We start from the raw sequence: 24,856 nt of genomic DNA, 5'->3' as shown, positions 1-24,856 counted from the left end.
CGCCGACAGCCGGGTCCCGCCCCGTCTCAGCCCGCCAGCTCCTCCGCCAGCTCCCGCTCGTCCGCCTCCGAGAGCGAGGTCTTCAGGACGGTCCCGCCGAAGTCGCCCATCGCCGCGGCGAACCTGTCCTCCGTGAGCTTGCGCGCCATGACGACGACGGCGGCCCTGCCGGGCTCGAGCAGGCCCTGCACCCGGTCCTGGAAGCCCCGGTTGATGCCCGTCTTGCCGAGCTTGCCGGTCAGCGCGCCGAGAGCGCCGCCGACGAGCAGCCCGAAGCCAGGGACCAGGAACAGGAGACCGAAGACGGCCCCCCACAGGGCGCCGGAGGCGGTGGACGCCCCGACGACGCTCGACGGTGTGTCGACGTGCTTCTCGCCGTCGTCGTCCACGCGCACGAGGGCGAGTCCGGCGAGCTCGACGATGAAGTCCCGCTGCAGGTCGAGAACCTTGTCGTAGGCACGTCGGGCGGTGACGTGGTCGTCGTACCCGAGGATGATCAGCTCTGACATCGAACGCTCCCTCACGTGGGCAACGGGGTCGGTCACCAGCCTTCCACCACGGCGCCCGCTGCGGTACCCCCGCGCCCGGGGGAGCGCCGGGTGACCCGAGCAGGACGACCTCGTGGGAGGTGCGGGATGAGTGCCATGACCGGCGGGACACCGGCCGCGCGGTGGCCCGGGCTCGGAGCCGCGGCGGCTCTCCGGGCGGTCGCTGCGGACTGGCCGGTCTGGCTGCGGGTCGCGGTCGCCCTCCAGCTCCTCACCGCCGTCGTCGCCGGACCGGTCGTCGGCCTGCTCCTCGTGGCGGCTCTGGGAGTCGCCGGGGTGCCCACGCTCACCGAGGCGAGCCTGGGGCAGGTGCTGCGCCATCCCGCAGCCGCCCTGCTCATCGTCGCCCTCGCGGTGGTCGCGACCACGGCGGCGCTGCTCCAGCACGCGGCGTTCGTCCTGTTCGCCCCGCGACCTGGCCCGCGGACGGGTGGCGCACGTGCGGGAGCTGGCCCGCCAGGGCGCTGCCGTGGTCGCCCGCTCGGCCGGACCCCAGCTCGGGCTGCTCGCGCTCTACCTGGTCGTCATCGCGCCCCTCGGAGGGTTCGCGCTGGGCGCCTCCTTCGTCCGGCCGCTCGAGGTGCCGGCCTTCATCAGCGGCGAGCTCCGCAAGACGCCGGTCGGGACGACGGCCTGGCTCGGCGCCGTCGCCCTCCTCGGCTACACCAACCTCCGCCTGCTGCTCGTGCCGACCTTCGTCCTCACCGCGGGGCTCACCCCCGCCGGCGCCTACGCCGCCAGCTGGCGGGCGACCCGCGGCCGGGTCGCCCGGCTCGCCGTCGTCGTGACGGCACTGTGGCTGGCCGGCGCCGCCGCGGTCGCCGCCCTCGCTGCTGCCGCGGTGGCCGTCACCCGCGTGTCCGACGCGCTGTGGCCGGCCGTGTCGCCGGCCGTGGCCGGGGTGGTCCTCGTCCTCGCCGAGGTGGTCCTCCTCGCCGGTGGTGGGCTGGCCGCGGCCTTCGTCGCCGTCCTGCTGCTCCGCCTGGTCCCCGGCCACCCGTCGGCCCCTGTCGTCCCCGTGTGCCGCGCGCCCGCGAGCGCACGCCAGCTGCTCGCGGCCGCCGTCCTCGCGGTGCTGGTCGCCGGGACGGGCGCTGCCGGCGCAGCAGCCCTCAGCGCCGCCGGTCCCGAGCGCACCACGCTCGTCATCGCCCACCGCGGTGCCAGCGCGGGCGCCGTGGAGAACACCCTCGAGTCACTGGGTGCGGCGGCCCGGCTCGGCGCCGACGTCGTCGAGCTCGACGTCCTCCAGGCAGCGGACGGGGGGCTCGTCGTCGTCCACGACACCAACCTGCGCCGCCTCGCGGGGGTGGACCGGGACGTCGCCGACCTCACCACGGCCGAGCTCACCGCCACCACCGTGCGGCAGGGCGGTCACGAGTCGACCATCCCCACCTTCGCGGCGTTCGCGGAACGGGCGGCGGACCTGGGCATGCCGCTCCTCGTGGAGATCAAGGAGCACGGACGGGAGCGGGGCGACCTGGTGGGAGACGTCGTCGCCGTCCTCGAGGCCCACGACCTCGTCGGCTCGTCCCTGGTCCAGTCCTTCGACCGCTCGACCGTCGCCGAGGTCGAGGCCCGCTTCCCCCACGTGACGACCGGCAGCGTCGTCGCCTTCTCCCGCGGCCGGTTCGACCCCGGCGCCGCCGACTTCCTCACCCTCGAGCAGGGCTCCTACGACCAGCGCCTCCTGCGCCAGGCCCACGCCGCCGGGGTGCAGGTGTTCGTCTGGACCGTGACGGACCCGCGACAGCTGCGGGTCCTCGTCCGGGAGGGCGTCGACGGCGTCATCACCTCCGCCCCCGACGTCGCGCTCGAGCAGCGCGCGACCGTCGCCGCGGAGACCGGGGTGTCAGGCCGCCTCGCCGACGTCATCCGCTCCCTCGTCACGTGGGGTGGGCGCCCCGACCCACCTCTCACCCGCCCGCGGCCAGCCTCGACTCCCGGACGTCGTCGCGCAGCACCTTGACCCAGAAGACGACGGCGAAGAGGGCGAAGGCCCACCACTCGATCGCGTACGCGAGGCTCTGGAGGTTCGGGTCGGCGTCGAGCTCCTCGACGGGTGAGGGCGCCGGGCTCAGGCCGCTGGTCGGAGCCGGCTCCTCGAGCACGAGGTAGGCGCTGTACATCGGGGTGCCCCACAGCCCGGCGAGCTCCCCGGCGCTGATGCCGCCGGCGAACCCCTCGGGCAGGCCGGGCTCCCCCGCCGCCTCCGAGTCGCTGAGCACCCCGACGATCTCCAGCCGCGTGGTCGGGGGCGGGGGTGCGGTCGCCTCCGCCCCGGCGCCGCCGGCCTCGAGGCGGTCGGCGATCCCGTCCGGGAGCCAGCCGCGCAGCACCGGCATGATCGCGCCGTCGTGCGGGCCGCCGTCGACGTGGAAGGCGGTGACGACCATGAGCGCGTCCTGCCCACCGACGTTGCGGCCGGGCACGAGCACCTGCTGCTCGGGGTCGAAGGCCCCCTCGAGGCTCACCCGCCGTCCGAAGTGCTCGGCGGTGAAGGCGCTCTGCGGGGCCAGCACCTCGGTGATCGGGGCGGCCGGCGCCGCCATGAGCTCCTCGCGCTCGATGCGCGCCGCCTCCTGCCCGCGGATGCCGGCCCGGTCGAGCTGCCAGAAGCCCAGACGCGCGCACACCGCTGCCACGACGACGACGAGCAGCAGGAGGACGAGCATCCGCCTCGTCGTCGCCGCCCGCAGCCAGTCACGGGCGTCGGCCCGGGGGCGCTGGGCGGTGGTGAACACGCTCCCAGGGTAGTTCGCCGCTCCCCGGGTCCCGGCCCAGGACCTTCTCCGGTGGCTCCGGCCCCCGGGAACCGGAAGGCTGGGGCGTGACCACCGACACAGGGAGCTCCCCATGAACACGGCCTCCGTCCCCGTCACGACGAACGCCTGGCGTCGCCGGGCCCGCCCCGCCCCGGACGACGGGACTCTCGCTCGCGTCGACGCCTGGTGGCGTGCGGCGAACTACCTGTCCGTGGGCCAGATCTACCTGCTCGACAACCCGCTGCTGCGCGAGCCGCTGAGCACCGAGCACGTCAAGCCGCGCCTCCTCGGCCACTGGGGCACCACCCCCGGCCTCAACTTCCTCTACGCCCACGCCAACCGCGCGATCCAGGAGCGCGAGCAGCCGATGATGTACGTCACCGGCCCCGGCCACGGCGGGCCCGGGCTCGTGGCCAACACCTACCTCGAGGGCACCTACTCCGAGGTCTACTCCGACATCACCCAGGACGCCGAGGGCCTGCGGCGCCTCTTCCGGCAGTTCTCCTTCCCCGGCGGCATCCCCTCCCACGTCGCCCCCGAGACACCCGGCTCGATCCACGAGGGCGGTGAGCTCGGCTACGCCCTGTCCCACGCCTACGGCGCCGCCTTCGACAACCCCGACCTCCTCGTCCTCGCCGTCGTCGGTGACGGCGAGGCAGAGACCGGGCCGCTGGCCACGAGCTGGCACTCGAACAAGTTCGTCAACCCGCGCACCGACGGCGTCGTCCTGCCGGTCCTCCACCTCAACGGGTACAAGATCGCCAACCCGACGGTGCTGGCGCGCATCGGGGAGGACGAGCTCACCGATCTCATGCGCGGCTACGGCCACCGTCCGTACGTCTTCACCGCCGGCTTCGACGACGAGGAGCCGGCCTCCGTCCACGGCCGCTTCGCCGCGCTGCTCGACGAGGTCCTCGACGAGATCGCCGAGATCAAGCAGCGGGCCGCGCAGACCGACCCGGAGGAGGTCGAGCGGCCGCAGTGGCCGATGATCGTCATGCGCACGCCCAAGGGCTGGACCTGCCCGGAGGTCATCGACGGGCAGCAGGTCGAGGGGTCCTGGCGCTCCCACCAGGTGCCGCTGTCCAGCGCCCGCGACACTCCCGAGCACATGGAGGTCCTCGAGGACTGGATGCGCAGCTACCGGCCCGAGGAGCTGTTCGACGCCGACGGCCGTCTCGTCGACGACGTCGCCACCCTCGCACCCGCCGGCCAGCTGCGGATGAGCGACAACCCGAGCACGAACGGCGGCCTGCTCCTGCGCGACCTCCGCCTGCCCGACATGCGGGACTTCGCCGTCGACGTCCCCGCCCCGGGCGCCTCGATCACCGAGTCCACCCGGGTGCTGGGCGAGTGGCTCACGGAGATCATGCGGCGCAACCCGGACAACTTCCGGCTCTTCGGGCCCGACGAGGTCGCCTCCAACCGGCTCCAGGCCGTCTACGACGTGACCTCCAAGCAGTGGAACGCCGAGATGGTGCCCGCGGACCGGGAGGAGCACCTCGCCCGCGCCGGGCGCGTCATGGAGGTCCTCTCCGAGCACCAGTGCCAGGGGTGGCTGGAGGGGTACCTCCTCACCGGCCGCCACGGCCTGTTCACGTCCTACGAGGCCTTCATCCACATCGTCGACTCGATGGTCAACCAGCACGCGAAGTGGCTCAAGGTCACCGACGAGCTCGAGTGGCGCCGACCCATCGCCTCGCTCAACTACCTCCTCTCCTCCCACGTGTGGCGACAGGACCACAACGGCTTCTCCCACCAGGACCCGGGCTTCATCGACCACGTCGTCAACAAGGGTGCCGACATCGTCCGCGTCTACCTGCCGCCGGACACGAACACGCTGCTGGCGACCTACGACCACGTGCTGCGCACCCGCCAGTACGTCAACGTCGTCGTCGCCGGCAAGCAGCCCGGACCGGACTTCCTCACGATCGAGGAGGCGCAGGACCACTGCCACCGCGGCGTGGGGATCTGGGAGTGGGCCGGGACCGAGGAGGAGGGGCAGGAGCCCGACGTCGTCCTCGTCTGCGCCGGCGACATCCCCACCCTCGAGGTGCTCGCCGCCGCCGACCTGCTGCGCCAGCACCTGCCCGAGCTGCGGGTGCGTGTCGTCAACGTCGTCGACCTCATGCGGCTGCAGGACGAGAAGGAGCACCCGCACGGCATGAGCGACCGGGACTTCGACACCGTCTTCACCACCGACCGGCCGGTGATCTTCGCCTACCACGGCTACCCGTGGCTCATCCACCGCCTCACCTACCGGCGCAGGGGCCACGCCAACCTCCACGTGCGTGGCTACAAGGAGGAGGGCACGACGACGACGCCCTTCGACATGGTCATGCTCAACGACCTCGACCGGTACCACCTCGTCATGGACGTCATCGACCGGGTGCCGGGGCTGGGCTCACGGTACGCGGGCCTGCGCCAGCGGATGGCCGACGCACGCCTCGCCGCGCGCCGCTACACCCGCGAGCACGGCACCGACACCCCCGAGGTCGCCGAGTGGCAGTGGCCCGACGTCGGGGAGACGGCCACCGCCTCGGGCGGGCCGGAGTACGACACCGGTGGCGACAACGACTGAGCCCGGCCCCGGGCACCGGACGACCCGGACGTGGCCGGACACACACGGCCAACCGGGACAAAGTCCCAGGTGGCCGCGCGGCCACCGGGAGACACTGGCACCCGGCCGCGGGAACGGCGGCCGGCGAAGCACTGAGAGGAGACGTCGTGGCGCGCAGCATCTACATCGCCTCACCGGAGGGTCACACCGGGAAGTCGACCATCGCGCTGGGTCTGGTCGACCTGTTCGTCAGGCGGGTGGAGCGCGTCGGCATCTTCCGGCCGGTGGTCCACGCCGGCGACGAGCCCGACAACGTCCTCGAGCTCCTCCTGTCCCACGACGGCGTCGACCTCGCCTACGAGGACTGCGTCGGCGTCACCTACGACGACGTCCACGCCGACGAGACGGCGGCCCTCACCCGGATCGTCGAGCGCTTCCACGCCGTCGAGCAGCGCAGCGACATCGTCGTCATCGTCGGCTCGGACTACACCGACGTCGCCGGGCCCGCCGAGCTCTCCTTCAACGGGCGCGCCGCCGCGAACCTCGGCGCCCCGGTCCTCCTCACGGTCCGCGCCCTGGACCGCACCACCGAGGAGATCCGGCAGGTCGTCGACATCGCCGCCGCCGAGCTGCGCTCGGACCACGCGACCGTCGCGGCCGTCGCCGTCAACCGCTGCGAGCCCGAGCGCATCGCGGAGGTGCGCGACGCCGTCGCCGGCCTGGACGTACCGGTGTGGGCCTTCCCCGAGCTCCCGCTCCTCTCGGCCGCGACGATCGCCGACCTCGTCGCGGCCCTGGACGGCACGGTCATCGCCGGTGACGAGGACCTGCTCACCCGCGAGGCGGAGTCGATCCTCGTGTGCGGGATGAACGTCGAGCACATCCTCGAGCGGCTCAAGGAGGGCCAGCTCGCCATCGCCGCCGGGGACCGTTCGGAGGTCCTCATCGCGCTCGCGGCGGCACACGCGTCGCAGAACTTCCCCTCCCTCGCCGGGATCGTCCTCAACGGCGGCTACGAGCCCAACGCGGAGGTCCGCACGCTCGTCGAGGGCCTGGGCCGCTCGCTGCCGATCGTCACGACCGAGCACAACACCTACGAGTCGGCACGCATCGCCTCGACCACCCGCGGCCTCATCTCCCGCGGCAGCCAGCGCAAGCGGGACCTCGCGCTGAGCGCCTTCGAGCGCAGCGTCGACGGCGACGCCGTCCTCGCGGCGCTCGACGTGCCGCGCAGCTCGGTCGTCACCCCGCTCATGTTCGAGTCCGAGCTCCTCGAGCGGGCCCGCGGGGACCGCAAGCACATCGTCCTGCCCGAGGGGACCGACGACCGCATCCTGCGGGCCGCCAGCACGCTGCTCTCCCGCGGCGTCGCCGACCTCACGCTCCTCGGCAACGAGAGCGCCGTGCGGGACCGGGCCAGCGACCTGGGCCTGGACATCGAGGCCGCCCAGATCATCGAGCCCCGCACGAGCGAGTGGCTGCAGCCCTTCGCCGAGGAGTACACCCGTCTGCGCGCCCACCGCGGCATGACGATGGAGCGGGCGCTGGAGGTGCTCCCGAGCGTGTCGTACTTCGGCACGATGATGGTCCACCTCGGTTACGCGGACGGCATGGTCTCCGGCGCCCAGCACACGACCGCGCACACCATCAAGCCCTCCTTCGAGATCATCAAGACACGGCCGGGCACGTCGATCGTGTCCTCGGTGTTCCTCATGTGCCTGGCCGACCGGGTCCTCGTCTACGGCGACTGCGCGGTCAACCCCGACCCCGACGCCGAGCAGCTCGCCGACATCGCGATCTCCTCCGCGGAGACCTCCGCCCAGTTCGGCATCGACCCGCGCATCGCGATGTTGTCCTACTCGACGGGCACCTCGGGCAGCGGCGCGGACGTCGACAAGGTGCGGGCGGCGACCGAGCTCGTCCGCGAGCGCCGGCCCGACCTCTTCGTCGAGGGCCCGATCCAGTACGACGCCGCCGTGGACGCGTCCGTCGCGCAGACGAAGATGCCCGGGTCCGACGTCGCGGGCAAGGCGACCGTCTTCGTCTTCCCCGACCTCAACACGGGCAACAACACCTACAAGGCCGTGCAGCGCTCGGCCGGTGCGGTGGCGATCGGGCCGGTCCTCCAGGGCCTCAACAAGCCGGTCAACGACCTCTCCCGGGGCGCCCTGGTCCAGGACATCGTCAACACCGTCGCCATCACCGCCATCCAGGCACAGGCCAGCGAGGAGCAGCAGTGAGCAGCACCGTCCTTGTCATCAACTCCGGTTCGTCCTCGATCAAGTACCAGCTCATCGAGCCGGACGAGGGGGTCGTCGTCGCCTCCGGGCTCGTCGAGCGGATCGGGGAGGAGGAGGGGCTGCTGCGGCACACCTTCGAGGGCGTCGACACTCGGCTCACCGAGCCGGTCGCCGACCACGGCGAGGGCCTGCGCCGCGTCCTGGAGCTCTTCGCCGAGGTGGGCCCGGACCTCGGTGCCGCCGGGATCGTCGCCGTCGGGCACCGCGTCGTCCAGGGCGGGGCGCGCTACTCGGGCCCTGCCCTCGTCGACGACCACGTCCTCGCCGACATCGAGGAGCTCATCCCGCTCGCCCCGCTCCACAACCCGCCGAACCTGCGCGGGATCCAGGTGGCGCGCGACCTGCTCCCGGGCGTCCCCCACGTCGCGGTCTTCGACACCGCGTTCTTCTCCGACCTGCCCGACGCCGCCGCGACCTACGCCCTGGACCGTGAGGTGGCCAAGCGCTACCGGGTGCGCCGCTACGGCGCGCACGGCACCTCCCACCAGTACGTCTCCCGCACGGCCGCGACCGTCGTCGGCCGGCCGCTAAGTGAGCTGCGCCAGGTGGTCCTCCATCTCGGCAACGGGGCCTCGGCGTCCGCCGTCGCCGGCGGGCGCGCCGTGGACACCTCGATGGGGATGACCCCGCTGGAGGGGCTGGTCATGGGCACCCGCACCGGTGACATCGACCCGGCGGTCATCTTCCACCTCAGCCGCAACGCCGGCTTCACCATCAACGAGATCGACGACCTGTTCAACCGTCGCTCCGGGCTCAAGGGCCTGTCCGGCAAGAACGACATGCGCGAGGTCCACCGGCTCGTGGCGGCCGGTGACGCCGGCGCCCGGCTCGCGCTGGACGTCTACGCCCACCGGCTGCGCAAGTACGTCGGCGGCTACGCCGCGGTCATGGGCGGGCTGGACGTCCTCTCGTTCACCGCCGGGATCGGGGAGAACGACGAGATCGTCCGCGCCGAGGCGCTGCAGGGGCTGGAGTTCCTCGGCATCGAGCTCGACCACGCCCGCAACGCCGGCCGGATGAGCGAGCCCAAGGTCATCTCCACCGACCGTTCGCGCGTCACCGTGCTCGTGGTGCCGACGAAGGAGGAGCAGGAGATCGCCCGCCAGGCGGTCGCGCTCCTCTAGGGCCGCGCGACCCGCCCGGCGGCCTCGCGCCGGGCGGGTCCCGCCGGTGGTCACTCGCTGGGACCGGCCCACAGGTCGTCGAAGAGCGCGAGCACCGGGGCGTTCGTCGACGAGCCGGAGAGGTAGGTGCGCAGGCCCACGCCGCCGGCCGCCTGCAGCCCCGCCGTGGAGTCGGTGACCGCCACGGTCCAGCCGTCCGGCTCCGGCGTGCCGGCCGCCCACACCCTGGCCCGCAGGGTGGTCGGGGAGGTCCCGACCGCCTGCGTGCGCAGGTGGAGGAGCTCACCCGGCGTCACGGTGAGCCCGGCGACCGACACGGAGCGCAGGTTGGTCTCCGCGCCGCCCACCGCACGGCCCACGATGAGCTGGACCCCACCGGTCGACAGCAGCCGCACGTCGGTGAAGTAGCGGTCGCCGTTCGGCACCACCCGCGGTTGGGCGGTGAGGTACGTCCCTCCGCCGGTCGCCGCCTTGTCCGAGCCGACCCGGACCCGCAGGTCGGTGTCGGTGGACGCGACGCCGGTCAGCCGCATGCCGGGCCCGGCTCCCGGGCTGCCCATCCGGATCCTGCCGGTGCCGTCGACGACCGAGAAGTTCGCCGCGCTCCCGATCGGCGACCACCCGCCCCCGACGTCGGCGGTGCCCCAGCCGCCCGTGAGCGAGCGGGCGAAGGCGTCCTGGGCGAACGCCACGGGCGCCGTGCTCACGCTCACCTGCCGCGTGAGCGAGTCCGTCGCGCCCTCGTCGTCGGTCACCGTGAGGGTGACGTCGTAGGTGCCCGCCGCGGCGTAGGTGTGGTCCACCTCGGCGCCCGTGGCGCTCGCGCCGTCGCCGAAGGTCCAGGCGTGGGACGCGACGGTGCCGTCGGGGTCGCTCGAGCCGCGCCCGTCGACGGCGACGGCGAGCCCGTCCGTCGTCACCGTGAAGGCCGCCGTCGGGGCGGCGTTCGGCACGGGCGCCACCGTCACCTGCTTCGTCAGGCTCGTCGACGCGCCGTCGTCGTCGGTCACCGTGAGGGTGACGTCGTAGGTGCCGGCCGCGGCGTAGGTGTGGTCCGCCTCGGCGCCCGTGGCGCTCGCGCCGTCGCCGAAGGTCCAGGCGTGGGACGTGATCGTCCCGTCCGGGTCGGCCGAGTCCCGACCGTCCACGGCGACGGCGAGGCCGGTCGCGGTCGCGGTGAACGCGGCTGTCGGGGCGACGTTCGGCGCCTCCGTGCCGGTACCGGCCGCGTAGTGGGCGGCGACGTCCGCCGCCGACAACGCCCTCTTGTAGATGGCGACCTCGTCGAGCTCGCCGGAGAAGTACGGGGTGCTCGGCGCCGACGGCCAGCCGCTGACCGTGTCCCCACCGATCCGCCAGTAGCCGAGGGCCAGGTGCTCACCGACCGTGACGTCGCTGCGCCCGCCGACCTTCTTGCCGTCGAGGTAAAGGGCCATCCCGTCCTTGGACAGCGTCGCGACCGCGTGGTGCCACCCGCCGTCGTTGAACCCGGTCGGGCTCGTGACGACGAGGCGGCTGGCGTTCGGCTTGACGCCGAAGTGGATCCGGCCGGAGCTGTCCATGTACAGCTGGCGGTCGTGCTTGCTCGAGCTGCCCTGGGTGCTGCGGTTGCTCCAGCCGACGAGCCGGCCGCCGGTCTTCGTCGTGGTCCGGAACCACGTCTCGACGGTGAACACGTCCGGGGGGTTGCCCTGGGTGGTCGTCGCCGCCCAGCCCGTGTTCGTGCCGTTGAACCGCATCGCCCCGTCGCTGTCACCCGCGATCGCGCCGGTGCTGACGGGCAGGATGCCGGCGGCCGCGGTGAGGGGGTGGAAGCCGACGGCGTCGGCGAGCGTGGGACCGGCCGCCTCGCCCAGGCGCCAGTAGTCCGTCGGCTCGTCGGCGCGGACGGCCCGGACGTAGGCGCTGTCCGCGCCGCTGGCCGCGACCGTGACGGTGGTCCACGGGGAGTTGGCGACGTTGCCGAAGGGGTCGGTGACGGCGACCCGGTACCGGTGCGTCGCCCCCGGGGTGAGACCGGTGTCCGTGAATCCCATCGTGAACGGGTTCCAGTACCTCGACTCGACGGTGCGCGTGTGGAGGAGCCCGGCCCCGTTCTGGGAGTCGCGGTAGACCCGGTAGGTGAGGTTCTCGTTGTCGATGTCCTGGTTGGTGCGCCAGTTCACCCGCACCTGCCCCGCCGCGGTCGAGGTGAGGTTGAGCGGGTAGGAGGCGTTGAAGAGGCTCGGCCCCTGGCTGTTGGGGGCCTTGTCGGCGACCGCGAACCGGACGAGCCCCTGCTGGTTCGTGCCGTTGACCCGGGTGAACTCCCCACCCATGACGACGTAGTCGGCGTTGCCGACCACGCTCCACGGCCCCTGGTACTGGCCGGTGTACGTGCCGGTGTTGAGGCTGGGGAACCAGCCGAGCTGGGTGGAGGCCGGCTGGCCGGCGAAGCTGTAGTAGCGGCGCTGGTCGGGTTCCCACGAGACGGTGCCGGTGACGTCCCGGCCGAAGGCGACGGCACGGTGGTAGGGGTACTCGCCGACACCGCCCGGTCCCTGGCGCATGCCGTCGACGTTCTCGCAGTAGTGCGTGTGGCTGGCGGCGTAGACCACGTCACCGACGGGGAACACGCCGTAGGTGTCGCCGTGGCAGTCGTTGAGCCAGTGGACCTTGCCGTCGTCCCAGCTCGCCGCGAACACCCCCTCCCAGGTGCCGCCGCTCCTCCCGAAGGTCCACCCACCGCCGTAGATGTACTCACCGTCGGTGGCGAGGGTGTCGATGGCTCCGTCCGTGGTGCCGTTGCGGACGTACGCGTTGGCCTCGAAGGGCAGGTTCGCGCCGGTGACGGCGTCGACCATGCCCAGCCCGTAGCCAGGGTTGCTCGACCCGTTGAGCGCGGTGAACCCACCGCCCACGGCGACCTTCGTGCCCTGCGGGTCGATGGTGATCGCGTCGACGGTGCCGCCGCTCACCTGGGGCGCCCAGTCGAGCAGGGCCCCGGTCGCGGCGCTGAACGCCGCGAGCCGACCGCGGGGGGTGCTCCCGACGCTCGTGAAGTTGCCGCCGACGTACACGGTGGTGTTGGTCGCCACGATGGCGTGCACGTGGTAGTTCAGCGGCGGGGCGAAGCTCTGCAGGAGCGCCCCGGTGGCGGTGTCGAAGGCGGCGATCCGCTGCCGCGTCTGGCCGTTGACGCTCGTGAACTGGCCCCCGACGTAGAGGCGGCGGTTGTCCGGGGAGACCGCGACGGTGCGGACCTGCTGGTTGAACGTCGGAGCGAACGAGGTCAGCTGCCCGGTCGTGACGTCGAAGGCCACCATGTTCGCGCGCGCGACGGTGTTCTGTCCCGCCGGTGCGCCCGCCGGCCGGGCGGTGGTGAAGCTGCCCCCGGCGTAGACGGTGTTCCCAGCCATCGCCACCGACCAGACGACGCCGTCGATCTGCGGCGTCGGCAGCGCGTCCGCGGTCACCGTGACGGGCGTGGCCGGGTTCGCCGGATCGGCCGGCCTGCTGTCGGCCCGGGCCGAGGGTGGGCCGAGCGCGACGAGCGTGACGGTCGTGGCGAGGGCGAGGGCGAGGACGAGCGCCAGGAACCGGCGCAGGCGGGCGCCGTTCTGGGCGGAGGTGCGGGACGTGTTCACGGTGGTGGATCCCATCTCTTGAGGACTGTCACCCCGCGGCACGTGCGGCTGTGCACGCGTCCGGGGGCGGTGGCCGATCGGTCAGTCGACGGCGCCGGTGAAGGCCACGGTGGGGGCCTCGCCGGTGTAGCTGATCTCGACCCGGAGGTCGTCACGCTCGTCGTCGGGGACGGTGAAGACGTAGGTGCCGGTGGTGGAGGACCCGGCGTCCAGGCTGCCGCCCAACGGCGTGCTGCCCTGTCCGAGGTCGGAGGCCGGAGTGCGGTCCGGACCGGAGGAGAGGAAGACGACGACGTCCGCCAGCGAGACCGGTGCGGTCGAGTCGTTGACCGCCTGCACGGTGACGGCCAGGGCCGGCCCGGCGATCTCGCCCGGCGCCCGGGCGACACCGTCCACCGGCTCGATCGCGGTGAGCCGGACGGTGAGTCCGGTGCCGAAGTCGCCCGCCTCGTCGAGGCCGACGGGCGGCCGGACGGTGACCGGCCCGACGTCCACGGTCCGGCCCTCGCCCAGCCGGCGGGGAGTGTCGGGGGCGGGCGGGGGGCCCGTGGGCTCCTCGCGTGGCGCGGCTGTCGGTGCCGCGCTCGGGGGCACCGCCGGCGCGGTGGTCGCCCGAGCCGGCGCGGCCGTCGCGGTCGGCGCCGGGACCGGATGCTGGGTCGGTGACGGGGCGCCGACCGTCACCCGGTCCCCGGGTGCGGAGGCGAGCAGTGCCCAGACCGCGACGGCGAGGAGGCTGAGCACGGCGAGGGCGAGAACGGGCCGGCGGCGACCCTGCCGCGTCGAGGTATCCGGATCCACGTCGATCTCACTCACTCTCCGGTCTGTCCCCCCGGGTACGAGGAGTATGGAGGCGGTGGCGGGGGGCCCGGTCCCGCAATTCCCGCACCGCGACCGCATGCGCGTCCGCGGCGGCCCCACGGGCTGCTCCGCTCCGGCAAGGTGGGCCCCAGAGCCGCCAGGGCTCGGGGTCGAGACAGGGAGCACGGACGTGGACGGGTACGCGGTCGGCGAGGTGGGGTACGTCCCGGGTGGGTTCGACATGTTCCACATCGGGCACCTGAACATCCTGCGCGCCGCGCGGGAGCGCTGCGCGTTCCTCGTCGTGGGGGTGGCGACGGACGAGGCGCTCACAGTGATGAAGGGCCGCGCCCCGGTGGTCCCCCATGCCGAGCGGATGGAGATCCTCTCGAACTTCCGCTTCGTCGACGCCGTCGTTCCCGACGTGTCGGCGGACAAGCGGGTGGCCTGGCGGACGCACCCGTTCGACGTCCTCTTCAAGGGGACCGACTGGTTGGGGACGGCGAAGGGTGACCTCCTCGAGGCCCAGCTCGCCGAGGTGGGGGCGCGCGTGGTCTACCTGCCCTACACGCCGTCGACGTCCTCGACCATGCTGCGCGCGTTCCTCGCGAGCGCGCTCCCGTCCGCCCCCTAGGACTCCGCGAGCCCGGGCATCTGCCGCAGCTCCCGCCGCGTCCCGATCCCGAGCTTGCGGTAGATGCTCGTGAGCCGCAGCTCCACGGTCCGCACCGAGAGGTAGAGGGCGGCCGCGACCTCCTTGTTCGTCGCACCGCCGTGGACCAGCCGGGCGATCGTGCGCTCGTCCGCGGTGAGGCTGCCGAGGTCACCACGGGTGGCCGAGCGCTCGAGCCGCGCGATCTCGCGTTCCGCGGCGTCCGCCCGTCCGACGGCGCCCGTCCGGCCGTACAGGTCCCGGGCCCGGCGGAGCAGGGCCACGCGCTGCCCCTCCTCGGGGAGGAGGTCCGCCGCGAGCTCGAGCAGCTGCGCCTCGTGCGCGGGCGGTACGTGGGCGCCCTGGGACACGCGGTCCAGGGTCGCGGCGACGTGCTCCGCGGGGGCGCGCACCAGCGCGAGCGCCGCGCCGATCGCGGTGTCGCTGCCCCCGTCGTGGGCGTCGAGGAACGCCGCCTGCTCGTCCTCGCCCACGCCCGTCCGCCAGCGCAGGTGCACGAGGTCGAGGACGGTCGAGGACTGGACCAGGCCCTCGCGCAGCGCCCGCAGGTAGTGCTCCGCGGCCGTCGCGGCGTCACCGGCGAGACGTGCCCGGAAACCCAGGGTCTCGTGGAGTGCCGCCGTCACGGCCGGGGCGCCGGAGCCGACCTGGGCGAGCTCGCCCAGGTCGGCGAGCCACGCCTCGGCCTCCGCGGTGCGTCCGCGCACGAGCGCCACCTGGGCGAGCAGCGCGATCCCGGCCCCGCCCCGGGGTACGTGGAGGGGAAGCATCTGGGCGACGGCGAGGGCCGCCGCCTCGTCCGCGCGACGGTACTCACCGGCCGCCAGGTGGAGCCGGATCGTGGCGAGCGCGAGCTGCGCGCGGAGCACAGGGACCGGGAACCGCCGGACGAGGGCCTGGAGGTCGGCGACCGCGCCCCGCGCCTGCACCCACGTCCCCCGCTCGACGAGCTGCTCGAGCTCCCCGACCTCGCACAGCCAGCCGACGACGTCGCTGCCGGGGCGGGGCGCCCCGAACGCCGTGAGCGGGTCGGCGGACCGCGGCGCGGACCGGTCGACCATCGCACGGGCGAGTGCGAGCCCGGGGTCCCGGTCCTCGCCGGCCGAGCCGGCCTGGTGGAGCCGCTCCGCCTCGCGCAGGTACTGCCGCGCCTCCTCGGACTGTCCGTACTCCGCACAGAGGCGGGCGGCGAGCGCCGCGATCGGCGCGGCAGCCTCGGGCTCGGCCTGCTCCAGGCGCCGCAGGCACGCGGTGACGAGACGGTGTGGCACACCGTTCTCCCGGTGGGTCGTCGCGACGAGGAGCGGCGGGACGAGACGGCCGAGATCGTCGGGGGCCTCGGCGAGCGCGGCCGTCAGCAGCGTCACCGCCCGCGCCGGGTGGCCGCAGTACGTCGCCGCGACACCCCCGAGAACGAGAAGCTCGGGCGGGGGTGCCGGCGCTCCGGAGTGCTGGACGACGTCGTCGACAAGAGTCTCCACCGCCTCCGCCTCGCCGCGGTCGAGGTGGTCGCGCGCGCCGCCCAGCAGCGCCGCGACCGTCTCCGGGGTCGGTGGCTCGCCCCCGCGGAGGGCGAGCCAGTGCCGGTCGAGCGCGTCCTCGGGGTGGCAGGCGGAGAGGGCACCGAGGGCGGCCCGGAGCTCGTGGGACGGGGTGAGCGCGCGGACCGCGGAGAGCAGGCGCGGGTCGCCCGAGCGCACGAGCCCGCGCTCCTCGCTGAGGACCGGCTCCCCGCCCGGGCCCACGACGTCGCGGAGCACGGCACCGGCACACTCCTCGAGGGTGCTCCGCTCCGGCCGCACGGCGGCGGCCGTCCCGAGGACGAGCAACCGCTGCGGCGCGCCGAGCCCCGCCCACCAGCTCCGGTAGGTGGCCGCGGAGACGGGGGTGCCGGGCAGGACCTCGGGGAGGGGTTCGTGGCCGGCGAGCTGGTCGGGGTCGAGCGACTCGCAGACGGCGACGAGGTCGCCGGGGTTCATGCCGCAGCGCAACGCGACCGCGGCCGCCACGGGGTGGGGAACCCACCGGTCGGCGGTCGCGCGGACCAGGGCCACCGCGTCGGGCATGAGGAGGGCGGGCACGCGGTGCACCCACAGCGGGCCCACCGGGCTCTCCTCGAAGGAGCTCGGAGGCAGCTCGTGGCTGGTGACGAGCGCGAGCGCGGGCACGTCGGCGAGTCCGGCCGCGAGCGAGGCGAGGGCGGGGAGCACCGACTCGTCCACCACCGGCAGGTTGTCGACCGTGACGCACAGGGGTCGGTCACGGCTCAGCCTCCGCATCCCGGCGACCGCCGCCCGGACGAGCCGCGGGTCGTCGGGCGACACCGCCCCGCCGAGCTCCACCGCCTCGACGACCACGTCCGCGAGGTCGCGGTAGGCCTCGCTGGTGAGGACCGACGCGGCCACGGCAGCAGGCACCTCGCCCTCGAGGAGCCCGCTCGGCACATGGACCGAACGGACGTCACCGACCGTCTCACCGACCCGCGCGAGCGCCTCCGTCAGCAGCGTGGTCAGCCCGATCCCCGGCGGCCCGAGGAGGGCGACCACGCCACCCCGGCCCGCGACCAGGCGCTCGACCATCTCGTCGATCCGGGCGAGCTCTCGCGCACGGCCGAGTATCAGCGGTGACTCCTCGGCGCGAACCTCGTCGGCCATCCGGCCAGCGTACTGACGTGCCCGGTGCCGTGAGCGGTTTTCGCACTCTCCGCATCGCGCCCGCAAGGCACCCGCACAGCATCCGCGCCGCTGGTGCTTTCGCTCCACGGCCGGAATGCCGCGCCATAGCCTGCGAGGCCAGGCGGTGCTGCCGGGGCACCCGCACACACGGAGATCATCCATGGACGTGGCCACAGTGTCGTTCACCCAGTCGGTCCGTGCGCTGCGGACGGCGCAGAAGTCCAACCGGGGCGCGCCGCTCTACTCGCGCCTCGTCAACCGGCCGCTCGGGCGCCTCCTCGCGGCGCTGGCCCACCAGGCCGGACTGACACCGAACCAGGTCACCGCCGTCAGCGCCGGCTTCACCTTCACCGGGATCGCGGTCGTCGCGCTCGTACCACCCTCGCCCACGATGTCGGTGGGTGTCGCCCTGCTGCTCGTCGTCGGGTACGCCCTCGACTCCGCCGACGGCCAGCTCGCGCGCCTGCGCGGTGGCGGCACGGTGGCGGGCGAGTGGCTCGACCATGTCTGCGACTGCCTCAAGGTGGCGACGGTCCACCTCGCGGTGCTCGTGTCGTTGTACCGCTTCGCCGACCTCCCCGAGCCGTGGCTGCTCGTCCCGCTGCTCTTCGCCCCCGTCGACACGCTTCACTTCTTCGGCTTCATCCACACCGACAACCTGCGCAAGCCGAGCGGACCGGTGCTCGCCGTGTCCGAGCGGTCCCGGCCGTCGTTCCTCCGGTCCGTCCTGTCGCTGCCCACCGACTACGGGCTCCTCTGCCTCGTCTTCGTCACCCTCGCCTGGCCGGAGCTCTTCCTGCTCCTGTACGGCGCCATGTTCCTCGGCGTCGCCGGCTATGTCGTCCTCGCCCTGCCCAAGTGGTTCCACGATGTCTCCCGCCTCGCTGCCTAGCGCCGCGCCCCGCCCCGCCGCGGCGCCCGTCTCCTCCGCCCGCTCCACCTGGGCGGTCGGCCGTGAGGACGACTTCGACTTCGGGTCGGTGGAGTACGGCGACCTCCACGCCCGGGCGGGGTCCCCGCCCTTCCAGCACGGGGTGTGGCTCAGCGAGCTCTACGGCGTCCTGGCACCACGCCGACACGCCCGGAAGGTGGTCGTCACGGTCCGTGACGCGGACGGTCACCTCGTGCTCGTGCTCCCGCTCGTCCGGGTCCGGAACGGGCCCGTGCGGGTGCTCGAGCACGCCAACCTCGGGGTGAGCGACTACGCGGAACCCGTCGTGGACCCCCGGGAGGCCGCGGCCCTCCTCGGTGACCGGGCGGTCGCCCGGCAGGTGCGGGCGGCGCTCGGCGGCTTCGACCTCCTGCGCGTGGCGCACGTGCCGGACAGCCCGGACGTCTTCCTGTCGATGCTTGCCGGTGCCCGTGCCGTCCGTCACCACTACCGCACCCATGTCATCGACCTCCCCGGCACGGTCGAGGAGTGGCAGGCGGCCCTCGAGCCGGGGTTCGCCCGGCAGCTCTCGCGCCGCTACAAGCGGCTGCGCCCGCGGGGCGAGCACCGGCTGCGGGTCGTCGACGATCCCGCCGACGTCGAACCCGTGATGAGCCGGATGCGGCAGTTCCGGGCCGTCCGCTTCGGCGAACGAGGCGGGGTGGACCTCGTCCAGGACCCCGACTGCTTCGCGTTCTACTGCGCGGTGGCACGTCGGAGCCTGGGGAACGGGCCGGGGCGCCTCGTCACCCTCGACGTCGCCGGTGAGCCGGTCGTCGTCGTGCTCGGCCTGGCGAACGTCACGACCGAGCTGTACGTCCTCGTCGGTTACGACCTCGAGCGGTTCCGGAACGTCTCGCTCGGTCTGGTCATCGTGGCCGAGCTCGCCCGGGCCGCGATCGGCCGCGGCCAGCGTCAGCTCGACCTCACCGTCGGTGACGAGCCCTACAAGGCGGACTTCGGTGCCCGGTCCCGCCCGCTCTACGAGGTGCGCGTGTCCCGCACGCCACTGGGGGCGGCAGCCGCCCTGCTGCGGGATGGCAACCTCCGCGCCCGCCGGCTCGCGAAGGCGGTCGCGCGGCGCGTCGAGCTCGGGCGGGCCGGAGGGCGCACGTCGGTCACCGCGGGCACCCCCGCGGCGAAGGGGCGGCGATGACCCATGGTGGACGTGGCGTGGGAGCAGCACGAGCAGCAGGCGCGGCGCTCGGACGGGCGCAGGCCGGTCGTCGCCGCGGTCCTGCTCACCGCCGTCGTCGTCGCGGTCGCGGCCCTGGTCCAGGTGCTCGGCCGGCCGGCGGCAGGTGAGGACGAGGCGCTGCACAAGCTCCTGCCCGTCCACGAACCGCAGACGATCCACGTCGCGGTCGAGGGGGACGACGACGCCGACGGCTCAGCGGCTCGGCCCCTGCGCACGATCAGGGCGGCCGTGCGGTCCTCGGGGCCGGCCGACACGATCGTGGTGCACGCCGGGAGCTATCACGAGGAGCTGAAGATCGAGAGCCGGCCCGGCCTCCACCTCGTCGCCGCCCCCGGGGCGGAGGTCTGGCTGGACGGCTCCGTCGTCGTGGAGGACTGGGGACCCGACGGGGAGCACTGGGTCTCCCCCGACTGGACCACCGAGCTCGACGCGAGCCCCACCTACAGCTGGGGCGCGCCCGACCACGACCAGCCGGGCTGGAGCTTCCTCGATCCCGCCTACCCCATGGCGGCACACCCGGACCAGGTGTGGCTCGACGACGAGGCCCAGGCGCAGGTCGGCGCGCGCAGCGAGGTCGGGGAGGGGACCTTCTACGTGGACCACGACCGGGACGAGCTCGTCCTGGGGAGCGACCCGACCGGCCGGACCGTGACGGCCAGCACGCTGACCCGCGCCCTGCGGCTGCGCAGCGCCCAGGTGGTGGTCCGGGACATCGGCATCCGGAGGTACGCCCCCTCGGTGCCCCACATGGGTGCGGTCACCGTCGAGGCGCACCACGTCCTCCTCGACGGCGTCACGGTCGCCGACAACGCCACCACGGGCGTCCACGTGCTGAGCACCGGGGTGCGGCTGGAGGACATGGAGATCGTCCGCAACGGCATGCTCGGGATGTCCGCCACGGACGCCGACGGCCTCGAGCTCGTCCGGGTCACCGCCAGCGAGAACAACACCGAGCGGTTCAACCGGTCACCGGCGGCGGGCGGGGTGAAGATCGGCCGCTCGTCGGGCGTCACCGTCCGCGACAGCACCTTCTCCGGGAACCACGCGAACGGCGTGTGGTTCGACGAGTCCGTCCACGACCTCGCGCTCGTCGGCTCGCACATGGTCGACAACGCCGGTCACGGGGTGTCGATCGAGCTCACCGGGCACGTCGTCATCGCCGACAACGTCCTGGCCCGCAACGGCCGCAACGGCCTCAAGCTCAACGACGCCGAGGAGGTCGAGGTCTGGAACAACACCTTCGTCGACAACCTCCGGTCCATCAACGTCATCCAGGACGACCGCGACCTCGACCCGCGCGGGAGCTACCGGGACCCCGACCTCCCGCTCAGCTGGCAGACGCAGGACATCGCGATCCGGAACAACGTGCTCGCCCGGACGGGCTCGGTCCCGCTGCTCGGGACCGAGCGGCGGATCTGCCTGCTCTGCGTCGAGGACTACAGCGGGCGGTGGACCGCGGCGGAGATGGACGTCACCGCGCTGGGCAACGTCTACCAGCGGCCCGACGCCGCCTCGCCCAGGTGGGTCGTCGTGTGGTCCCGCCGCGACCGCGACCCCTACGTGTTCCGGACCGTGGAGGACTTCCGCCGGACCGTGTACCAGGAGGGCGCCGGCGCCGAGCTCACCGGCACGCCCGGGCTCACCGCGGACCTCCGCCCGCTCCCGGTCCTCGAGGACCTCGTCGCGTCGGTGGCCCAGCCGCTGCCGCGCGGCATCGCCGAGCTCGTCGGCCGGGACCCCGGCGAGCAGCACCTGGGGGCGTGGACCACCGCACCCCCACCCTGACCAGGCGCGGCAAGGGAGCCGCGCGGAGAGAGGACGTTCCGATGAGCAGACACCCGAGACTCAGCATCGCCATGGTCGGGACCCGCGGCGTGCCCGCCCGCTACGGCGGCTTCGAGACGTGCGTCGAGGAGGTGGGCAGCCGGCTCGCGGACCGCGGGCACCGCGTGGTCGTGTACTGCCGCCGGGCCGACGACGAGCGTGAACCGCCGAGGAGCCACCTCGGCATGGAGCTCGTCCACCTGCCGGCGGTCCCGCGGCGCGCGCTGGAGACGCTGAGCCACAGCGCGGCGTCGGTCGCCCACCTGGCGTCCCACCGCACCGACGTCGCACTCGTCTTCAACGCCGCCAACGCCCCGACGCTCCCGGTGATCCGCTCGAGCGGGATCCCGGTGGCGACCCACGTGGACGGCCTCGAGTGGCTGCGGAGCAAGTGGGGGCCTACCGGCCGGCGGTACTACCGCGCCGCCGAGGCGCTCGCGGTCCGCTGGTCGGACGCCGTCATCGCCGACGCCCCCGGTATCGCGGCGTACTACGAGAGCGAGTTCGGTGCCCCGACGTGCCTCATCGCCTACGGCGCCCCGATCATCGACCCGGGCGAGGACCGGCTGGGTGAGCTCGGCCTGCGCGCACGCGGCTACCACCTCGTGGTCGCGCGCTTCGAGCCGGAGAACAACGTCCACGTGGTCCTCGAGGGCTACGGCGCCGGATCGGCCCGGCTCCCGCTCGTCGTCGTCGGCTCGGCGCCCTACTCCGACCGGTACACCGCCCACCTCCGCAGCCTGGGGGACGAGCGGGTCCGTTTCCTCGGCGGCGTGTGGGACTCCGAGCTGCTCGACCAGCTCTACGCCGGGTCCTTCACCTACGTCCACGGGCACTCCGTCGGGGGGACCAACCCGTCCCTGCTGCGGGCGATCGGCGCGGGCGCGCCGACGCTCGCCTTCGACGTCCCCTTCAACCGCGACGTGCTCGGTGACGCCGGCACCTACTTCAGCAGCCCGGCGGACGTCCGCGCCGCGCTGGAGGTTGCCGAGCTCGACCCTCCGGGCCAGCGCGCCCGCGGCGCGCTGCTCCGCGAGCGCGCACGGGACTACCGGTGGGACGACGTCGCCGACTCCTACGAGCAGCTGTGCCTGCGGCTCGTCAGCGAGCCCCCACCGACCCGTCCCTCCGGGCGCCGGACGGACGGCTCCCGCCTCGCTCCCGTCCCCGCCCACGACCGTGCCTGGTGACACGGGTGCGCGGCGGCGCATCGTCGTCGCCCACCCCTCCCCCGACGTGTACGGCTCGGACCGGCAGCTCGCCGAGAGCGTCCAGGGACTGGTGGAGCACGGCTGGCTCGTCACGGTCGTGCTGCCCGCGGACGGTCCGCTCCGGCCCCTGCTCGAGGCGCGCGGCGCCGAGGTGCGCATCCGCGAGTTCCCCGTCCTGCGCAGGGCGCTGCTGCGCCCGCGGGCACTGCTCGGGCTCGTGCTCGGGGCGCCGGCCGCCGTGGGGCGCCTCCGGTCGCTGCTCCGCCGGTCCGGTGCGTGCGCCGTCTACGTCAACACGCTGACGATCCCCGCGTGGGTGCTCGCCGCGCGCACCGCGGGGCTGCCCGTCATCTGCCACAGCCACGAGGCCGAGCGGGTGTCGCGCCCGCTCCAGCTCGCGCTCACGGTGCCGCTGCTCCTCGCCCGGCTCGTCATCGCCAACAGCGAGTCCACCCGCGAGGTCCTCACGCAGGCGGTGCCGCGCCTGGTCGGGCGCGCGGTCGTCGTGCCCAACGGGGTGCCGGACGTCGGACCGCCCGCGCCGCTGCGGACGCGCTCGCCCGGCGAGGAGCTCCGGCTGGCGCTCGTCAGCCGGCTCTCGCCCCGCAAGGGGATCCACGTGGCCGTCGAGGCGGTCGCCCTCCTGCGGGCGCGCGGGCACCTGGCGACCCTCGACGTCTGTGGCAGCACCTTCCCCGGCTACGAGTGGTACGAGCGCGCGCTGGCCGACCAGGTGGGCGACCGCGGCGTGGCGGACGCCGTCACCTTCCACGGCTACGTCGACCCGACCCGGCCGCTGCTCGAACGGGCCGACGTGGTCGTCGTCCCCTCGTTCGGGGAGTCCTTCGGCAACGTCGCCGTCGAGGGCATGCTCGCCGGCCGGCCGGTGGTGGCCTCCGGCGTCCAGGGCCTCGCCGAGGTCGTCGAGCACGGCCGCACGGGCGTGCTCGTCAGGCCGGGCTCCGCGCCCGCGCTCGCCGCCGCCGTCGCGGCGCTGGCCGAGGACCCGGCCCTCGCAGCCCGCCTCGCCGCCGCCGGGCGCCACCGCGCGAGCACGCGGTTCGGGGTGGACGAGTACCGCGCACGCATCGCCGCGCTCGCGGGGCAGGTCGCGGCCGCGGCCCCGCGGACGGACGCGGTGTCAGCGGCGTCCCGGCCAGGCGAGGTAGCGGAACCGGGGTGAGTACGCGGACCCGTCGACGACCTCCAGCCGGCCCGCACGGTTGAGGGTGTGCAGGCGGGTGCCCGGCCACTGCGGGCCCGGGGTGATGCGGGAGACGACCCGCTGCGCGAAGCCGGTGTCGTCCAGCCGGGTGACCTCCGCCAGGGCGAGCGCCGCGCCGTAGCCACCGCTGCCGTCCTGGACGGGACGGACGAGGCGCCCGCCCCGGTGGACCACCCGACCGGCGGGGCGCGCCGCGGCGATGTCGACGAGGACCGGGTTGCGGACGTGGGGCACCCACGGTCCCTGCAAACGGTCCGCCGACCACAGGTAGAGGGCGTCGGAGAAGGACCCGCCCTCCCGGACCGTGGCGCTGAGCCACCACCGGCCGCCGTGCCGGAACGGCGTCGCATCGCTCACCTCCAGGCCGTCGAGCAGCACCTCCTCCAGCGTCCACACCGACGGGAAGGAGGCGGCGCGGTACAGCTCGACGGTGCCCGCACCCGACGTCTCGGGGATCATCCACTGCTGCCCGGCGTCCTCGAGCACGAACGGGTAGGACAGGTGGACCCCGTGCTCGAGCACCGGCCAGGGCGTCCCGACCGGCCCGGTGCTCCCGACCGGGACGACGGAGATCACCCCCCGTCCGAGGCGGTGGTCGAAGTCCTCGACGAAGAGGTACGTCGCGCCGTCGACGACGGCCGGGAACGGGTCCGCGTAGAAGTGCCGGCCGTCGTCCGGGAGCTCGGCCCACCCGCCGGGCAGCCGCCCGAGGTCGACGACGTCGGGGCCGTCGACCCACCGCCACCCCACCCGCCAGTGCGGGGCGCGGTACAGCAGCCGGTAGAGCCGGTGGACGGCGGCGCGCACGGCCGACCGGCCCGCGTGCCGGAGCACCGCCTCCCGCCGGAGTGGTGACGGCGGCCCGTCCGCCACGGCGCCCGGCGCGCCGCCGTCGAGGGCGGCGTGGATCAGCCGGGTGCACCCGGCGAGCACGTCCTCGAAGGCGGCGACCGTCACCCCGGGGCTCTCGCTGCCCGGCCGGCCCGCCGCGAGCGTGCGGCCGGCGGCGAGGTCGACGACGCGGACGGCCGGGGGCCGGCCGGCGAGGAGTGCCCCGAGCAGGGCGTCCTCACCGGCGTGGCCGTCGAAGGTCAGGTGCCACGTGGGTGACGCCGCGCCGTCGTCGCCCACGAGGTCGAGCACGACGTCGGCCGTGCCGTCCGGGGCCAGGTATGCGGCGAGGCGCTCGCCGGCCAGCCGCGCGGACCGGCCCGGGGGGAGCCGGTGGAGGAGCCGCTCGAGCGTGAACAGTCCCTCCACCTCCCGCGCGACCGGGCGAGGCGGCGTGCTCCACCGCACGGCGACGTCCAGGTCCGTCCGGCCCGCCAGCGCCGTGACGAGCTCGAGGTGCCACCGGCGCAGCGCGCTCGGGTCGAGCCGGACCGCCAGGCGCAC

At 74.1% G+C, this 24,856-nt stretch carries 16 protein-coding genes; 10 read left to right on the top strand and 6 right to left on the bottom strand.

Features of this window, described 5'->3' with window-relative positions:
* Nucleotides 1-26: 26 nt before the first annotated feature.
* On the bottom strand, nucleotides 27-509 hold the full coding sequence (locus GD632_RS01195) for a DUF1269 domain-containing protein (protein WP_152187794.1): 483 nt from the start codon (nucleotides 507-509) through the stop codon (nucleotides 27-29).
* Nucleotides 510-987: 478 nt separating this feature from the next.
* Between GD632_RS01195 and GD632_RS01190 the strand changes: the two genes are divergently transcribed.
* Complete coding sequence (locus tag GD632_RS01190) at nucleotides 988-2,517, top strand: glycerophosphodiester phosphodiesterase family protein (protein ID WP_152187792.1); 1,530 nt, start codon at nucleotides 988-990, stop codon at nucleotides 2,515-2,517.
* Here the strand turns inward: GD632_RS01190 and GD632_RS01185 are convergent.
* On the bottom strand, nucleotides 2,465-3,292 hold the full coding sequence (locus GD632_RS01185) for an SURF1 family protein (RefSeq protein ID WP_193311283.1): 828 nt from the start codon (nucleotides 3,290-3,292) through the stop codon (nucleotides 2,465-2,467). The two genes, GD632_RS01190 and GD632_RS01185, sit on opposite strands and share 53 nt — an antisense overlap.
* Before the next feature lie 112 nt (nucleotides 3,293-3,404).
* Between GD632_RS01185 and GD632_RS01180 the strand changes: the two genes are divergently transcribed.
* The 3 genes from GD632_RS01180 (at nucleotide 3,405) to GD632_RS01170 (ending at nucleotide 9,297) form a co-directional block, all read left to right on the top strand.
* Nucleotides 3,405-5,894 (top strand): phosphoketolase family protein, encoded by a 2,490-nt coding sequence (locus GD632_RS01180; protein ID WP_152187788.1) that lies wholly within the window; start codon nucleotides 3,405-3,407, stop codon nucleotides 5,892-5,894.
* Between the two features lie 146 nt (nucleotides 5,895-6,040).
* Nucleotides 6,041-8,113, top strand: coding sequence for a phosphate acetyltransferase (pta, locus tag GD632_RS01175; RefSeq protein WP_152187786.1), 2,073 nt, complete (start codon nucleotides 6,041-6,043; stop codon nucleotides 8,111-8,113).
* The gene (locus GD632_RS01170; RefSeq protein WP_152187784.1) at nucleotides 8,110-9,297 is read left to right on the top strand and encodes an acetate/propionate family kinase; all 1,188 of its coding nucleotides are present in this window, start codon (nucleotides 8,110-8,112) and stop codon (nucleotides 9,295-9,297) included. The genes pta and GD632_RS01170 overlap by 4 nt, the downstream gene beginning before the upstream one ends.
* Nucleotides 9,298-9,347: 50 nt before the next feature.
* Here GD632_RS01170 and GD632_RS01165 read toward each other — a convergent pair whose 3' ends face one another.
* Together GD632_RS01165 and GD632_RS01160 are read right to left on the bottom strand one after the other, a co-directional pair.
* A complete protein-coding gene (locus tag GD632_RS01165; RefSeq protein WP_152187782.1) occupies nucleotides 9,348-12,938 on the bottom strand; it encodes a PKD domain-containing protein in 3,591 nt (1,196 codons plus the stop codon).
* A gap of 66 nt (nucleotides 12,939-13,004) precedes the next feature.
* On the bottom strand, nucleotides 13,005-13,724 hold the full coding sequence (locus GD632_RS01160; protein WP_152187780.1) for a hypothetical protein: 720 nt from the start codon (nucleotides 13,722-13,724) through the stop codon (nucleotides 13,005-13,007).
* A gap of 190 nt (nucleotides 13,725-13,914) precedes the next feature.
* Between GD632_RS01160 and GD632_RS01155 the strand changes: the two genes are divergently transcribed.
* Nucleotides 13,915-14,358, top strand: coding sequence for an adenylyltransferase/cytidyltransferase family protein (locus tag GD632_RS01155; RefSeq protein ID WP_226924390.1), 444 nt, complete (start codon nucleotides 13,915-13,917; stop codon nucleotides 14,356-14,358).
* Here GD632_RS01155 and GD632_RS01150 read toward each other — a convergent pair.
* A complete protein-coding gene (locus GD632_RS01150) occupies nucleotides 14,355-17,051 on the bottom strand; it encodes a helix-turn-helix transcriptional regulator (RefSeq protein WP_193311281.1) in 2,697 nt (898 codons plus the stop codon). The two genes, GD632_RS01155 and GD632_RS01150, sit on opposite strands and share 4 nt — an antisense overlap.
* Before the next feature lie 181 nt (nucleotides 17,052-17,232).
* On the opposite strand from GD632_RS01150, the gene GD632_RS01145 reads away from it, so the two are divergent.
* Genes GD632_RS01145 through GD632_RS01125 form a run of 5 tightly spaced genes read left to right on the top strand, consistent with a single transcriptional unit; the run spans nucleotide 17,233 to nucleotide 23,419 of the window.
* Nucleotides 17,233-17,964 carry a CDP-alcohol phosphatidyltransferase family protein gene (locus tag GD632_RS01145; protein ID WP_152187773.1) on the top strand — a complete coding sequence of 244 codons (732 nt, stop codon included), beginning with the start codon at nucleotides 17,233-17,235 and terminating at the stop codon, nucleotides 17,962-17,964.
* On the top strand, nucleotides 17,942-19,159 hold the full coding sequence (locus GD632_RS01140) for a GNAT family N-acetyltransferase (RefSeq protein ID WP_152187771.1): 1,218 nt from the start codon (nucleotides 17,942-17,944) through the stop codon (nucleotides 19,157-19,159). Before GD632_RS01145 ends, GD632_RS01140 begins: the two co-directional genes overlap by 23 nt.
* A gap of 3 nt (nucleotides 19,160-19,162) precedes the next feature.
* Nucleotides 19,163-20,986 (top strand): right-handed parallel beta-helix repeat-containing protein, encoded by a 1,824-nt coding sequence (locus GD632_RS01135; protein WP_152187769.1) that lies wholly within the window; start codon nucleotides 19,163-19,165, stop codon nucleotides 20,984-20,986.
* 41 nt (nucleotides 20,987-21,027) lie between these two features.
* Nucleotides 21,028-22,215 carry a DUF1972 domain-containing protein gene (locus GD632_RS01130; RefSeq protein WP_152187767.1) on the top strand — a complete coding sequence of 396 codons (1,188 nt, stop codon included), beginning with the start codon at nucleotides 21,028-21,030 and terminating at the stop codon, nucleotides 22,213-22,215.
* Nucleotides 22,205-23,419: a glycosyltransferase family 4 protein gene (locus GD632_RS01125; RefSeq protein WP_152187765.1), complete on the top strand. Its 1,215-nt coding sequence runs from the start codon at nucleotides 22,205-22,207 to the stop codon at nucleotides 23,417-23,419. Before GD632_RS01130 ends, GD632_RS01125 begins: the two co-directional genes overlap by 11 nt.
* Here GD632_RS01125 and GD632_RS01120 read toward each other — a convergent pair.
* Nucleotides 23,378-24,856, bottom strand: a complete 1,479-nt coding sequence (locus GD632_RS01120) for a glucosamine inositolphosphorylceramide transferase family protein (RefSeq protein ID WP_193311280.1) — start codon at nucleotides 24,854-24,856, stop codon at nucleotides 23,378-23,380. The two genes, GD632_RS01125 and GD632_RS01120, sit on opposite strands and share 42 nt — an antisense overlap.

The sequence above is a fragment of the Georgenia satyanarayanai genome (assembly GCF_009193135.1).
In the GTDB taxonomy this organism is placed as follows: Bacteria; Actinomycetota; Actinomycetes; order Actinomycetales; family Actinomycetaceae; genus Oceanitalea; species Oceanitalea satyanarayanai.
Note: the sequence above shows the minus strand (reverse complement) of the source record. Positions and strands in the feature narration are given on the sequence as shown.